The following is a 14,005-nucleotide window of genomic DNA, read 5'->3' as shown; positions in this document are numbered from 1 at the left end:
GCGCAAGCATGGGAACCATGGTCACGATGCCGTCGTTGACCTGGTGACGACAGCCGAGGCTCCGTCACCGAACCGCTGGACCACTGGATCAATGGAGGATGTTTCATGGGTGTGACCCTGGCCAAGGGCGGCAACGTCTCCCTGTCGAAGGAGGCACCTGGCCTGACCGCAGTGACGGTCGGCCTGGGCTGGGACGTACGGACGACGACGGGCGCCGACCACGACCTCGACGCGAGCGCGCTGCTCTGCTCGGAGTCAGGCAAGGTCCTCTCCGACCTGCACTTCGTCTTCTACAACAACCTCACGAGCCCGGACGGCTCGGTCCAGCACACCGGCGACAACCTCACCGGCGAGGGCGAGGGTGACGACGAGTCCATCAACGTGGACCTGGCGACGGTCCCGTCCGACGTGGCCAAGATCGTCTTCCCGGTCTCGATCCACGACGCGCAGAGCCGCGGGCAGAGCTTCGGCCAGGTCCGCAACGCGTTCATCCGTGTCGTCAACCGGGCGAACGGTGTGGAGCTGGCCCGTTACGACCTCAGCGAGGACGCCTCGACGGAGACCGCCATGGTCTTCGGTGAGCTCTACCGGCACGGCGGCGAGTGGAAGTTCCGCGCCGTCGGCCAGGGGTACGCCTCCGGCCTCGCGGGAATCGCGTCGGACTACGGCGTCAACGTCTGAGGCGGCGGCGCGGGACGGGCGGCCGTCGCGGGCCCGCCCCTTCCTCGGGGGCCAGGCCCGTTACGGCCGCCGTTCCGCGCCCGGTCACGACCCGGCCAAGCTCGCCCGGGTGGTGCGACCGGAACGGCGGCCGGCACCCCTCCACCCGATCGGGCGGGCCGCCCTCGCGGCGCGCCACGGCCGCCCGGCCACCGACGGCGATCTGCGGGCCGGGCCCAACCCCCGCCCGCTGCTGGCGCGTTCGGGCTTACAGCTCGACGCGTACACCGATGAGGACGGCGGTTTCCTCGCCCTTGCCGCGCGGACGCCCTGGCCTCTCCCCCGTACCCTCGTGGTCATTCCGCCGGGGCGCCGGGGCGGTGCTGGTGCCGTACCGGGCAGCCGCCGACGCCGGGGCGCGGGAACGTGCCCAGCTCGGCGACCTCGTAGCCGTCCGGGTAACCCTTGACCTCAGGGTTCTGCCGGGCGTAGTGCGGGTGGGTGCGTGGGGGCAGGAGCCGCATCACCCGGGCCCGGAGCCGCAGGGCGCCCCGGGTCAGATTCCGGGCCGCGGGGCCGGGGCGGTGGTAGCGGAAGGCCCGGAGCAGGGAGTCGTCGAGCAGCGCGAGGGCGGCCTTGCGGGCGACGGGGGCCAGGGGGCGCGGGTACCAGGAACCCATCAGGTCCAGAGTGGCGTCGGACACCCGGCGCGCGCCGTCGTCCCAGCCGAAGTGCTCCGCCTCGTAGGCGTCGAGGGTTCGCTCGAAGTCCTGGTAGGTCTGGGGCAGGTCCTTGATGCCCATGTGGCCGCCCAGGGTCCGGTAGTAGGCGGCGCAGGCCCGCAGCTCGTGGTCGGAGAGCCTGCGCCAGCCGTAGCTGTCGAGCCAGCGCTTCGGGGTCACGACGAAGGTGCAGAGCACATAGCGCATGTCGTCGTTGCCGATGTCGTAGCTGCGGTGCATCTGGTTGATCCGGCGCAGCGCCGTGCGGCCCGATCCGCTGTCGAAGCCGTGCTCCAGGACCGTGTCGAGGAGCAGCGCGGTGTCGTCGTAGCGCTTCTGTGAACGGTCCGTCAGCTCGGCGGTCCGCGCGAGGAGGCGGCCGATGCTGGGCACGGCGTAGGTGCGGTAGAGGGCCAGTTCGAGGGCGCGGGCGAGGTCCCAGGGGAACTCGTAGGTCGCCGTGATCCGGTAGATGCGCAGGAAGTCGCGCTCCGGGTCGAGACGCTGGATCTCCTTCAGCCGGTCGTACCGCTTCACCGCGCTGCCCCCTGTTCGTCGGCCGGAGATCCAACTCTAGCCGCGCCGGGGTGGTTCTCACGGGGATACGGAGAGGCCCGCGTTCACCGGGCTCTGCGGCCTCGACGCACGGGGCGCTCAGTCGTTAAGGTGCGCCGACGACCCAAGGACGACCGACGAGGAGGGTGCTGTGGCCACGCCGAACGACACGGTCGCCGACGACGACGCGCTGTATGTGCTGACCGCGGCGCTGCTCACCCCTGCGCAGTTCCCGACCGCGCTCGGCGACGACTATCCGGCCGCGTGTGCGGTGCTCGGCATCGAGCCGTATGCCGAGGGGTACGGGCTGGTGCTCGGGCAGGACGGCGCGGGCGCGCGGTGGACCGTCGTCGTCGAGGACGTGTCGCTGGTCGCCGTGGCGATCGCGGCCTGGGACTGCGGCATGGAGTACGACCTGTCCCCGGACGACCGGTCGGTGGTCTGCGCGCTGCCGGGCTGGCCGCTCCCGCTGGCGGTCGCCGCACCGGGCGTGGCCGCGCCCCACGATCCCGCACCGGATCCGGAGGCCGAGGGCGCCGATCGTGCGCCGCTGTCGCCGCCGGACACGGAGACGTGGGGGCCCGCCCAACGGCGCATGGGAGCGGACGAGATCGCCCACCAGTGGGCGGCGTGGCGGCAGCAGATCGACGACGCGACCGACTTCGCCCCCGCCTCACCGGCACCGGACTCTCACCCTGAGGTAAAGGGTGAGAGTGAGGCCGGCTCCGGGGCCTCGTCCGGTGCGCACCCCGGGGTGCGCCGGGTGCTCGCGGAGGCCCGGGAGTACGTCGACTCCCCGCCGCCGCCCGGCCGTGTCCGATCCTCCTTCGCCACGGAGGACGCGCGGATGCTGCGCGCCGACGGCCCCGGCTGGTCCCTGGTGGCCAGGACCGACGACATCGCCTTCGTGCTGTTGGACGAGGAGCCGGGCGAGGTGCTGCCGGTCGGCCGGGGAGCCGAGCTGCCCGGCCTGCTGTCGGCCTTGGACGCGCTGGCGGTCCGGCCCGCCTGACCGGCCCCCGCCGGCCGTCCATGGGGCGGGACCGCGTCGGCCGTCCATGGGGCGGGACCGCGTCGGCCGTCCATGGGGCGGGACCGCGTCGGCCGTCCATGGGGCGGGACCGCGTCGGTGGCCCCGCGTTGCTCGGGGCCCTTCCCCCGGCTCAGCGGCCTATCTCCTTACGCGTGATCCGGCGGAGTCTGCGCCGCTGCCCGGGATCCAGCAGCAGATAGCCGACGACCGGGACTCCGACCAGGACCAGCAGCGACAGCCAGAAGCCGATGAACGGCATCAGGACGACCGCGGCGAGCACTCCCCCGATGGCGATCTTCGCGCTGTTCGACATCGTCCGTATCCTCCTTCACGGCCCGAAGCCGCATCTGCTGTGAGAACGCCTGTGCGTGTCCGTCGGTTCCAGGAGTGACGGACGTTCAGCGCAGGGGTTCGCCGACCTCGTGCATGTGCCGCAGCGCCTGCCGGTAGGACTCGACCAGTCCCGTCTCCGCGTACGGCATGCCCAGTGCCTGGCAGTGGGCCCGTACCAGGGGCTGGGCCAGCCGCAGATGGGGCCGGGGCATGCTCGGGAAGAGGTGGTGCTCGATCTGGTAGTTCAGCCCGCCCAGGAACCAGTCGGTGAGGGCGCTGCCGCGTACGTTGCGGGAGGTGAGGACCTGGCGCTGGAGGTGGCCCCATCGTTCGCCGTCCGGGTCGGGCATCTCCATCCCCTTGTGGTTCGGCGCGAAGGCCATGCCCAGATGGAGGCCGAACAGCGCGTGGTGGAGGAGCGCGAAGGCGACGGCCTTGCCCGGCGACAGGACGGCGAGGAGGAGCGCGGCGTAGAGGCCCAGGTGGGCGACGAGGAGCAGGGCCGAGAGCAGGCGCTCCCGGGCGGGCTGCCGTCGCAGGTACTGGAAGCCGGAGACCTTGAGCGCGATGCCTTCGAGGAGCAGCATCGGGAAGAAGAGCCGGGCCTGGTTACGGGTGAGCCAGCGGGCGAAGCCGGCCCTCCGGGCGGCCTGGTGCCGCGTCCAGACGAGTGCCCCGACGGCGACGTCCGGGTCCTTGTCTATGTGGTTGGGGTTGGCGTGGTGGCGGACGTGCTTGTCGTTCCACCACGCCTCGTTCATACCGAGCAGCAGATTGGCGTGGAAGAGGCCGATGGCCCGGCACGCCCGGCCGTCGCCGGTGATCTGGGCGTGTCCGGCGTCGTGCCCGATGAACGCGGTGCGCGACCAGAAGACCGCCAGCGGCAGCGCGAGGAACAGCGTCCACCAGGTGTCGCCGAGCAGGAACATCCCGGTGATCACGGCGGCCAGTGCGGCCAGGTTGACGGTGATGCCGGTCGCGTACCAGCCGGTCCGCCGGTCCAGCAGCCCCTGCCCCTTGACCGCCCTGAGCAGGGGCGCGAAGTCGCTGCCCCGGGGCGGAGCGGTTTCCTCCGCGCCGGTTGCCGCAGGCGTGGTGGCGGGATCTTCCGCAGCGCTTGCCGCACCGTCGCGGGTGGCTCCCGCCGTGTCGGCCATGGCCTGGGGCATGATGTCTCCGGTCTCTGGAAAAGCTGCGTTGACCTGGAAAAACGTAGGGCTGTCACCGATGCGTCGACCATGGCGCCAGCACCCCGGAATCCTGGGGGCAACCCCCCTTCCCCCAGGGGGTGCTGCCTCTACCCCCGGCGTCCCGGAAGAGCGCCTTCCGGCATGAGGGCACAGCCAGGGGCTCCGGAACATGTCGCATGTCACAGCGATCGCGCTCACGTCGCGGGGCGGGGGTGGGGTACCCTCGGCGCCCCCGACGCCCCGACATCCCACTAGTCAAATTTGAGGAATTCGGCTTCGCTGTGCACAGACTTCCTGCCGCAACGCTCTCCGAGGTTTCCGCACTCTCCGCCTGCTCCGTGGTCTTCCTCCCGGGGGACCCCGCCCGTACCGGCCGGATCGCCTTCTGGCGTCCGGACGGCAGCGCTCCCCCCGACGGTCCCGGTGCCGTCGAGGAGCTCACCGTCGTCGACGCCGACGCACGGCCGTACGCCGTACCGGCACGGCTCCTCCCGGTCCGGGAGGCGCTGCCGGTACTGACGCGTGCGCGCCTTTCGGCGGACGCGTCCGCCCCGGCCGCCTTCTGGGGCGCGGCCGCGCTCCTCGCCCTTCAGTTCGCCGCCCGGGGGCTGCTGCTGCCGGGGCTGAGCGCCACCGATCACGAAGCCTGGCGGGTCGGCCCGCTGACCGCCGACGACCAGGCGCTGATCCGGACGCTCGCGGCCTCGATGCCGCCGTCGGCCCACGCCGTGCCGATCGACGGTCCGGCCGGGCAGCCTCTTCTGCTCCCCGGGCCCGAACGGCTGTTGCGCGCGTTCCTCGACGCCGTGGCGGACGGGCTGCCCAGGACCCCGGCGGCCGTGGCGGCCGGCGGCGGCCCCGCCTTCGCCGCGGACGAGCCCCAGCGGCTGCCCGGCGACAGGGCCTGGGCCGCCGACGTCGCGGCCGGGCACGACGCGGGCGTACGCCTCTCGCTGCGGGTGGAGGTCTCCGGCCTCACCGCACCGGAGGCGGACGGCGTCGACACGGAGCGGGCCGGGGGCCCGGCCTTCCGGGTGGTGCTCCAGATCCACAGCGTCAGCGACCCCGCGCTGGTCGCCGACGCCGTGGAGGTGTGGGCGGGTGACGCGCGCACGGCCGCCGCGTTCGGGCCGCGCGCCCGGATGGACGTGCTGCTGGCACTGCGCCGGGCCGCCCGCGCCTGGCCCCCGCTGTCGCCGTTGCTGTCCGCCTCGGTCCCCGACGCCGTGGAACCGGCCGACGACGAACTCGTCGAGCTCCTCGGCCCCGCCGGACGCGCTCTGGCCGCGGCCGGTGTCCAGGTGCACTGGCCCAAGGAGCTGGCCCGCAAGCTCACCGCGCGTGCCGTGATCGGACCGCCCGACGAGGAGCGGGACGAGGAGGGAGGCGGCGCGGCCCGTACGGAGTCCGGGGCGGACACCTTGCTCTCCGCCGACGCGCTGCTGGCGTTCGACTGGCGGTTCGCGCTGGGGGACCAGCGGCTCGACCGGGCCGAGCTGGACCGCCTCGCCGAGGCGAACCGGCCGGTGGTGCGGTTGCGGGACCAGTGGGTGCTGATCGACCCGGAAGAAGCCCGGCGCGCCCGCGAGACCCAGGACCGCAAGGTCGCCCCGATCGATGCCCTGGGTGCCGTCCTCACCGGCTCCGCCGAGGTCGACGGGCGCCGGGTCGAGGTGCAGGCCACCGGCTGGCTGGAGCGGCTGCGCCGGCGCCTGGCCGATCCGGACGGGGCCGAGCAGCGGATCGGCCCGCCCGAGGCCCTGGACGCGACCCTGCGCGACTACCAGCTGCGCGGGCTGAACTGGCTCCACACCATGACCTCGCTCGGGCTGGGCGGCTGCCTCGCCGACGACATGGGACTCGGCAAGACCATCACGCTGATCGCGCTGCATCTGCACCGCCGGACCGTCGAATCCGCCGCCGGGCCGACGCTGGTGGTCTGCCCCACCTCACTGATGGGGAACTGGCAGCGGGAGATCGAGCGGTTCGCGCCGGGCACCCCCGTACGCCGCTTCCACGGCTCCGCGCGCAGCCTCGACTCGCTGGCGGACGACGAGTTCGTCCTCACCACGTACGGCACCATGCGGCTCGACGCGGCGAGGCTCGCGGAGACCGGGTGGGGCATGGTGGTCGCGGACGAGGCGCAGCACGTGAAGAACCCGTACTCGGCGACGGCCAGACAGCTGCGGACGATCGGCGCACGGGCCCGGGTGGCGCTCACCGGCACCCCGGTGGAGAACAACCTCTCCGAGCTGTGGGCGATCCTCGACTGGACCACCCCCGGCCTGCTGGGCCGGCTCGGCACCTTCCGCACCCGTTACGCGCGGGCCGTGGAGGGCGGTGACCCGGCGGCCGCGGAACGGCTCGCCGCGCTGGTGCGGCCGTTCCTGCTGCGGCGTCGCAAATCCGATCCGGGCATCGCGCCGGAGCTGCCTCCGAAGACCGAGACCGACCGCACGGTGTCGTTGACGGCCGAGCAGGCGGGGCTGTACGAGGCGGTGGTGCGCGAGACCCTGGATGCGATCTCCGGCGCCGAGGGCTTCGCCCGGCGCGGTCTCGTCGTCAAGCTGCTGACCGCGCTGAAGCAGATCTGCAACCACCCGGCGCAGTATCTGAAGGAGGAGGAGCCGCGGGTCGCGGACCGCTCGGGCAAGGTCGAGCTGCTCGACGAGCTGCTCGACACGATCCTGGCGGAGGGGGCGAGCGTGCTGGTGTTCACCCAGTACGTGCGGATGGCCCGGCTGCTCGAACGGCACCTGGCGGCACGCGGGATCCGTACGCAGTTCCTGCACGGCGGCACGTCCGTCGCCGAGCGCGAGGCGATGGTCGGCCGCTTCCAGGCGGGCGAGGCACCCGTCTTCCTGCTGTCGCTGAAGGCGGCCGGAACCGGCCTCAACCTCACCCGGGCCGGCCATGTCGTGCACTTCGACCGCTGGTGGAACCCGGCGGTCGAGGCACAGGCCACCGACCGCGCGTACCGGATCGGGCAGACCCAGCCGGTCCAGGTGCACCGGCTGATCGCCGAGGGCACGGTCGAGGACCGGATCGCCGACATGCTGGCCCGCAAGCAGGGTCTCGCGGACGCGGTGCTGGGCTCCGGCGAGGCGGCCCTGACCGAACTGTCCGACGCGGAACTGGCCGAGCTGGTGGAGCTGCGAGGGGGCGCACGATGAACGGCATGCACGAGAGCGACCATGACGCGTACGAAGGCGACGCGTACCCGGGCGAGGACGAGGAGGCGACGGGCCCCGGTCAGGAGCGGACGTTCGCCGCGCTGCCGCCCGCACAGGGCCGGGGCTTCGCCGTGACGTGGTGGGGCCGGGCCTGGCTCAAGGCGCTGGAGGACACCGCGTTGGACGGCCAGCAGCTCAAGAAGGGACGGAGGTTCGCCCGCGAGGGCCGGGTGGGCGCGGTCTCCGTACGGCCCGGCCGGATCACCGCGCTGGTCCGCGACGGCGACGCCACGTACCGCAGCGACGTGCTGCTCCAGGAGCTGGACGCGGCGGAGTGGGACCGCTTCCTGGGCATGGCAGTCGAGCGGGCCGGGCACATCGCGGCGCTGCTGGACCGCGAGATGCCCCCGCATCTGGTGGAGGACGCCGAGGCGGCCGGGGTGGAGCTGCTGCCCGGAATCGGTGACCTGGACCCGGAGTGCACCTGCGAGGCGTGGGACCACTGCCCGCACACCGCCGCGCTCTGCTACCAGGTGGCGCGACTGCTGGACCAGGACCCGTTCGTGCTGCTGCTGATGCGGGGGCGCGGTGAGCGGCGGCTCCTGGACGAACTCCAGATCCGCATCGCGGTCCGCGCGGAGGGACACGGGCCCACGGGTGACTCCCCTGTACCGGCCGACGACGAGGGCGTACCGGCCGACGAGGCGTTCGCGGCCCGGGACATCCTGCCCCCGCTGCCCGCTCCTCCGCCACTGCCCGACGCTCCCGGGCCGGCTCCCTCGCTGGACACCGAGACCGAGCCGCGGGCCGGTATCGATCCGGCGGCGCTGGAGCTGCTGGCGGCGGACGGTGCGGCGCGCGCCCACCGGATGCTGGCCGATGCGCTCGCGCCCGGTCATGAACACCGTCCGCCGCCCATGCCCCTGACACCACGTCAGGACGCCGTGCGACTGGCCGCCGAGGCCCGCCCCGCCCCGTGGATCACGAAGCGGCTGGCGGCCGGCTCGCGGCGGAGCCCCGCCGAGTTCGACGCGGCGGTCCGGGCGTGGCGGTACGGAGGGCTCGCCGGGCTCACCGTGCTGGAGGAGGAGTGGACACCGGACCGGGAGGCGCTGGCCCGGGCGCGCGCCCGGATCGCGGCGGCCTGGGACGAGGGCGAGCGGCCCGCACTGCGGGAGGAGGGCAACCGCTGGACCTCGGCGGACGGCGGCGTCCAGCTCCGGTTCGGGCCGGACGGGCGGTGGTGGCCCCTGCGCGAGGAGGACGGCCGGTGGGTTCCGGCCGGTCCGGCGGACGAGGATCCGGCGGCCGCGCTGGGCGGTTCGGCGCCGGCGGAGGGTTGAGCGGGGACGACGCGGGACGTGGCGGCCCCGGGCTCCCCCGGGCCGCCGCCGCGTTCCCCCCGCGCGTTCAGCCCGATGTCACCTTCCGTTGAGAACGGAGACGGAACCTGACGGCCGTCAGGACTGTTCCGTCAGGACTGTTCGTTCTCCCAGGAGGTTCCATGTCCGTGCGTGTTGTCCGTCGTTCCCTCGCTGCCGGGCTGCCGCTCGCCGTGCTCGCGACGGTGTGCGTGGCCGGAACGGCGACCGGTGCGCCGGACGGGCACGGGCGCCCGGAGCGCCAGGCCCGGGTCACCGGCACGGCCGTACTGGGCGACGTACCGCTGGGCCGGTTCAGCAACGGGCTGCTGCCGGGGACGGTCCCGGACGACCGCGGGGTGAAGCTCGGCGGCATCGGCAGCGACATCTACCCGGCGGAGCGCCCGGGCGAGTTCTGGACGGTCACCGACCGGGGCCCGAACGGGCAGATCAAGGTCGGCGGGAAGAAGCGGCGCACCTTCCCGGTGCCCGGCTTCAACCCGTCGATCGTCAAGGTGCGGGTCAGCGGGAAGCACCTGCGGGTGGTGGACGCGATCCCCGTCACCACCCACTCCGGCGCCCCGGTGACGGGGCTCTCCAACCAGTCGGGCCGCGACGAGGCCCCGTACACCTACGACGCCTCGACGCCGCTGGAGTACAACCCCGACGGTCTGGACACCGAGGGCATCGTCCGCGCCGCCGACGGCAGTTTCTGGCTCGTCGACGAGTACGGACCCTCGCTGGTCCACGTCTCGCCGCGCGGCCGGGTGCTCACCCGCTACGTGCCGCGGGGGCTCGATCTGGCCGGTGCGGACTACCCGGTCGTGGAGGCGCTGCCCGGCGTACTGCTGCACCGCAAGATCAACCGCGGTTTCGAGGGTCTGGCCCTCCTGCCCGGCGGCGACCTGGTGATCGCGGTGCAGAGCCCGCTCTCGCTGCCCGACCAGGGCGCGGGCGAGTCCTCGCGCAATGTGCGGCTGCTGCGTTTCTCCACGGAGAAGCAGGCCGTCACCGCGGAGTACGCCTACCGGTTCGACCCGGTGGACGTCGTGGACCCGGGCGAGGACGACACCTCCGAGCTGAAGATCTCCTCGGTCGTCGCGCTCGGCGGGAACGACCTGCTGGTCGAGGAGCGCACGGACCGGGCGGCCCGGCTGCACCGGGTGACGCTCCCCCGGGACCGGGGCATCCTCGGCTCCGCCTGGGACGACCCGACGACGTCCCCGTCCTACGAGCAGCTCGGCGACCCCGCCGCCGCGGGCGTACCGGTGCTCCGCAAGAGCCTGGTCGTCGACCTCGGCAAGGTGCCCGGCGTACCGGGGAAGATCGAGGGGGTCGCGGTGACCGGCCGGGACACCGTCGCGGTCATCAACGACAACGACTTCGGGATGACCGACGGCCCCGAGGCGTTCGACGCCGCCGGCCGTCTGGTCGACAGCGGCATCAGGACATCGGTGACGCAGATCAAGCTGCCGCGCCCGCTGCGCGGCTGACCGGAGCGCGGCGCGTGCCCGTGTGCGCCGCCCCGCCCCGGTCCCCGGCGGCCCGTCCCGCCGGGGACCGGGATCCTCGCTCCACCCCGTCCGCTACGTCCGTACCGACATCGCCGTACATGCCGGTGTCCTCCCCCGCGCGGGGGAACCGTTTCCCTCTCCCACCGTCTTCCGCGAGCCGTGCGGCGCCCCGTACGGTAGGGCGCGCGAGACGCAGAGCCGCACATCGGACACCGCCTTCCGGTCATCGGACACAGAGGGAGCCAGGGATGTCGGGGGAATCGAACAACGGGCTGTTACGCGATGCCGTCGGGCTGCGCGAGGTCTTGTTCCAGAGCGTCACGGCGATGGCTCCCGCCGCGGCCATCGCCGCGTCGATCCCCGCCGGAGCCACCTTCGCGGGCGGCAGTCTGCCGCTGTCGGTGGTGGTGGCCCTGGTCGCCTGTCTGTTCACCGCGTCGTGCGTCGCCGAGCTGGCCCGCCGGCTTCCGGCCGCCGGGTCCGTCGCCACCTACTCCGCCCAGGGGCTGCATCCGGCCATCGGTTTCCTCGTCGGCTGGGGCTATGTCTTCGTCGAGGCGCTGGTGCCCGCGCTGCTGCTGCTCCAGCTCGGCTTCACCGTGTCGGGCACGGTGCACCAGGAGTGGTCCTCCTACCCGGCGGACCTGTGGTGGCCGTGGTCGCTGCTGGGGGCGGTGGTCATCGCGCTCGCCGGGTACTTCGGGGTCCGGGCCTCGGCCCGTTTCGGGACCGTGCTCGGCATCTTCGAGGTGCTCGTCTTCGTCGTCTTCGCGGCGCTGCTCATCGGCCAGGCCGGTTCCGACAACACCCTCTCGGTGTTCGGCACGTCGCACACCGCGGAGGGATACGGCGGTACGAGCGGGATCTTCGCCGGTTCCGTCTACACCGTGCTCGCCTTCGCGGGATTCGAGGCCGCGGCCCCGCTCGCCGAGGAGACGAAGAACCCGAGACGCACGATGCGGCGGGCCGTACTCGGAGCGGCGCTCTCCATCGGTCTGGTGTACGTGCTGACCACGTACGCCATGTCGGTGTACTTCGGGCCCGACGAGTTCGCCGGGTTCGGCAGCTCGGGCGCGGCCTCGTGGGAGGGGGTGGCCCGTGCCTCGTTCGGGCTGTTCTGGGTGCTGCTCTTCCTCGCCGTGGTCAACTCGACCGTGGCGAACGCCAACGCGTGTGCCAATGTGTCGACCCGTACCGCGTTCGCGCTCGGCCGTATCGGGGTCTTCCCGCGGGGCTTCGCCCGGCTGCACCCCCGGCGGCGCTCCCCCGTCACGGGAGTGGCGGCGCAGTTCGTGATCGCGGTCGGCGCGACGCTCGGGCTCGGGTTCGCCTACGACCCGGTGACCGCGTTCACGCTGTTGGCGACGGTGATCGTCACCGTGATCATCGGTGTGTACATCGTCGTGAACCTGTCGTGCGCCGGATACTTCCTGCGCCGGCGCCGGGACGCCTTCAACCCCGTGCTCCACCTTCTCTTCCCCGTCCTGGGCATCGCGGCGTTCGTGCCCGCGCTGCTGACCGCCGCCGGGATCCCCGCCTTCGACTTCGTCTCCGAGCTCAGCGCACCCGTGTCGTACGCGGGGCCGGTCGTCGGTGTCTGGATGCTGATCGGGGTCGTTGTGCTGGTGGTGCTGATGCGCCGGCATCCGGAGCGGGTGGCGGAGACCGGGCGGATCCACCTCGACGACGACCCGGCACCGGCCGGGACGACTGCGACAGGAGCAGAGCAGCGATGAGCGACCCCCGTGTCCTGACCGTCCGGCCCCAGGAGGGCGAGTACGCCTGGACGTTCGGCGGAGCGGCCCCGGTGGCCCGGATCGAGCCGGGCACCTTCCTCGACCTGTACACGGAGGACTGCTTCGCCGGGCGGGTCCGTTCCGAGAAGGACCTGGTCTCCGAGGTCTGCGAGTTCCCGTTCCTCAATCCGCAGACCGGCCCGTTCCACGTGGTGGGCGCGGAGCCCGGGGACACGGTCGCGGTCCATTTCGTCTCGATCGAACCGGCCAGGGACTGGGCCGCCTCCACGACCGTGCCGCTCTTCGGGGCACTCACCTCCACCCACACCACCGCGTCGTTGCAGGCCCCGCTGCCCGAGGTGGTGTGGATGTGGCAGCTGGACCGGGCGCGCCGCACCTGCCTGTTCAGCGCCCGGGACAGTGACATCCAGGTGGAGCTGCCGATGGACCCGATGCACGGCACGGTCGGGGTGGCCCCGGCCAATCTGGAGGTCCGGTCCGCGCTGGTGCCGGACGCGCACGGCGGCAACATGGACACGCCCGAGATGCGGGCGGGCGTCACCTGCTACCTGGGGGTCAACGTCGAGGGCGCGCTGCTGAGCCTGGGCGACGGCCACGCCCGCCAGGGCGAGGGCGAGACCTGCGGGGTGGCCGTGGAGTGCGCGATGAACACGGTGGTGCTGGTCGAGCTGTTGAAGGGCGTCAGTACGCCGTGGCCGCGCATCGAGTCCGACACCCATCTCATGTCGACCGGATCGGCCCGTCCGCTGGAGGACGCCTTCCGGATCTCCCAGCTGGACCTGGTGCAGTGGCTGTCGCGCGACTACGGCCTGTCCGAGCTCGATGCGTACCAGTTGATCAGCCAGGCGGGCAAGGCACCGCTGGCCAATGTGTGCGACACCAACTACACCAGCGTGGCGAAGATCCGCAAGGAGTGGCTGCCCGCGGGTGACCCCCATCGTGGCCTCCACCGCCATCTGCGGGAGACCTCGGCACTGTTCGACCGCTGACTCCGGCCGGGCTCCCCCACCCTGCCCGTCCCTCCTCCCGTACCGTCCGTTCCTCCCCTGCCCTGTCCACCTCTCTCCCCCCACACACAACAGGAGCGCTCATGCACCGCAGAAGGATTCTCCAGGGAGCCGCCGCCACCGCGGCCGCCGCCCTGCTGCCCGCCTCCGCCCGCGCCGCGGCGACGACCACGGCGGGCGACACGGACTACCCCCTCGCGCACTGGACGCCCGCCTCCACCTCCAACTACACGGTGTCGAGCCGCCCTTCGGCCTATCCCGTGCAGTACGTGATCATCCATGTCACCCAGGAGACGTACGGAAACACGATCGGGATCTTCCAGAATCCGGCGAAGCAGGTCTCCGCGCACTACGTGGTGCGCTCGTCGGACGGCTACGTCGGTCAGTGCGTCCGGGAGCAGAACATCGCCTGGCACGCGGGGAACTGGGACTACAACACGCGCAGCATCGGCATCGAGCACGAGGGCTGGGTGGACCAGCCCTCCTACTTCACCAACGCCCTGTACGAACGGTCGGCGCTGCTGACCGCCTCGGTGTGCGACCGGTACAAGATCCCGAAGGACCGCGCGCACATCCTCGCCCACGCCCAGGTACCGGGCAGCGACCACACCGATCCGGGCCCCCAGTGGGACTGGGTGCGCTACATCCGGCTCGTCAACCTGTACTCGACGGGCTGATCCGGCCGCACCACCCGAACCGG

At 72.6% G+C, this 14,005-nt stretch carries 11 protein-coding genes and 1 pseudogene; 9 read left to right on the top strand and 3 right to left on the bottom strand.

What is annotated here, in order from left to right:
* Window positions 1–105 precede the first annotated feature (105 nt).
* Window positions 106–681 (top strand): TerD family protein, encoded by a 576-nt coding sequence (locus ACWC97_RS31655; RefSeq protein ID WP_352280347.1) that lies wholly within the window; start codon window positions 106–108, stop codon window positions 679–681.
* A gap of 85 nt (window positions 682–766) precedes the next feature.
* Window positions 767–988, top strand: a pseudogene (locus tag ACWC97_RS31650) (SAM-dependent methyltransferase); the annotation flags it as partial.
* Between the two features lie 28 nt (window positions 989–1,016).
* Here the strand turns inward: ACWC97_RS31650 and ACWC97_RS31645 are convergent.
* Window positions 1,017–1,919 (bottom strand): oxygenase MpaB family protein, encoded by a 903-nt coding sequence (locus tag ACWC97_RS31645; protein WP_450653055.1) that lies wholly within the window; start codon window positions 1,917–1,919, stop codon window positions 1,017–1,019.
* Between the two features lie 169 nt (window positions 1,920–2,088).
* Here ACWC97_RS31645 and ACWC97_RS31640 point away from each other — a divergent pair, with 169 nt between their 5' ends.
* A complete protein-coding gene (locus ACWC97_RS31640; protein ID WP_450653053.1) occupies window positions 2,089–2,949 on the top strand; it encodes a hypothetical protein in 861 nt (286 codons plus the stop codon).
* A gap of 151 nt (window positions 2,950–3,100) precedes the next feature.
* On the opposite strand, the gene ACWC97_RS31635 is transcribed toward ACWC97_RS31640, so the two are convergent.
* Window positions 3,101–3,283 carry a hypothetical protein gene (locus ACWC97_RS31635; protein ID WP_385217027.1) on the bottom strand — a complete coding sequence of 61 codons (183 nt, stop codon included), beginning with the start codon at window positions 3,281–3,283 and terminating at the stop codon, window positions 3,101–3,103.
* 85 nt (window positions 3,284–3,368) lie between these two features.
* The gene (locus ACWC97_RS31630) at window positions 3,369–4,472 is read right to left on the bottom strand and encodes an acyl-CoA desaturase (protein WP_450653050.1); all 1,104 of its coding nucleotides are present in this window, start codon (window positions 4,470–4,472) and stop codon (window positions 3,369–3,371) included.
* A 302-nt stretch (window positions 4,473–4,774) separates the two neighbouring features.
* On the opposite strand from ACWC97_RS31630, the gene ACWC97_RS31625 reads away from it, so the two are divergent.
* The 6 genes from ACWC97_RS31625 (at window position 4,775) to ACWC97_RS31600 (ending at window position 13,982) form a co-directional block, all read left to right on the top strand.
* Entirely contained in the window at window positions 4,775–7,666 is a 2,892-nt protein-coding gene (locus ACWC97_RS31625; RefSeq protein ID WP_450653048.1) for a DEAD/DEAH box helicase, read from the top strand.
* Window positions 7,667–7,671: 5 nt separating this feature from the next.
* On the top strand, window positions 7,672–9,009 hold the full coding sequence (locus ACWC97_RS31620; protein WP_450653046.1) for an SWIM zinc finger family protein: 1,338 nt from the start codon (window positions 7,672–7,674) through the stop codon (window positions 9,007–9,009).
* A 161-nt stretch (window positions 9,010–9,170) separates the two neighbouring features.
* A complete protein-coding gene (locus ACWC97_RS31615) occupies window positions 9,171–10,520 on the top strand; it encodes an esterase-like activity of phytase family protein (RefSeq protein WP_450653044.1) in 1,350 nt (449 codons plus the stop codon).
* Window positions 10,521–10,789: 269 nt separating this feature from the next.
* A complete protein-coding gene (locus ACWC97_RS31610; protein ID WP_450653042.1) occupies window positions 10,790–12,277 on the top strand; it encodes an APC family permease in 1,488 nt (495 codons plus the stop codon).
* Window positions 12,274–13,287 carry an acetamidase/formamidase family protein gene (locus ACWC97_RS31605; RefSeq protein WP_450653040.1) on the top strand — a complete coding sequence of 338 codons (1,014 nt, stop codon included), beginning with the start codon at window positions 12,274–12,276 and terminating at the stop codon, window positions 13,285–13,287. The genes ACWC97_RS31610 and ACWC97_RS31605 overlap by 4 nt, the downstream gene beginning before the upstream one ends.
* 101 nt (window positions 13,288–13,388) lie before the next feature.
* Window positions 13,389–13,982 (top strand): N-acetylmuramoyl-L-alanine amidase, encoded by a 594-nt coding sequence (locus ACWC97_RS31600; RefSeq protein ID WP_352280337.1) that lies wholly within the window; start codon window positions 13,389–13,391, stop codon window positions 13,980–13,982.
* The last annotated feature ends 23 nt before the right edge of the window (window positions 13,983–14,005 follow it).

It is taken from the genome of Streptomyces sp. NPDC001108, from assembly GCF_053598535.1.
Note: the sequence above shows the minus strand (reverse complement) of the source record. Positions and strands in the feature narration are given on the sequence as shown.

Excerpts from the sequence above, each read along its gene's own strand:
- ACWC97_RS31655 (WP_352280347.1), top strand. The coding sequence starts at position 106 with ATGGGTGTGACCCTGGCCAAGGGCGGCAACGTCTCCCTGTCGAAGGAG.
- ACWC97_RS31635 (WP_385217027.1), bottom strand. The coding sequence starts at position 3,283 with ATGTCGAACAGCGCGAAGATCGCCATCGGGGGAGTGCTCGCCGCGGTC.
- ACWC97_RS31630 (WP_450653050.1), bottom strand. The coding sequence starts at position 4,472 with ATGCCCCAGGCCATGGCCGACACGGCGGGAGCCACCCGCGACGGTGCG.
- ACWC97_RS31620 (WP_450653046.1), top strand. The coding sequence starts at position 7,672 with ATGCACGAGAGCGACCATGACGCGTACGAAGGCGACGCGTACCCGGGC.
- ACWC97_RS31615 (WP_450653044.1), top strand. The coding sequence starts at position 9,171 with ATGTCCGTGCGTGTTGTCCGTCGTTCCCTCGCTGCCGGGCTGCCGCTC.
- ACWC97_RS31610 (WP_450653042.1), top strand. The coding sequence starts at position 10,790 with ATGTCGGGGGAATCGAACAACGGGCTGTTACGCGATGCCGTCGGGCTG.
- ACWC97_RS31605 (WP_450653040.1), top strand. The coding sequence starts at position 12,274 with ATGAGCGACCCCCGTGTCCTGACCGTCCGGCCCCAGGAGGGCGAGTAC.
- ACWC97_RS31600 (WP_352280337.1), top strand. The coding sequence starts at position 13,389 with ATGCACCGCAGAAGGATTCTCCAGGGAGCCGCCGCCACCGCGGCCGCC.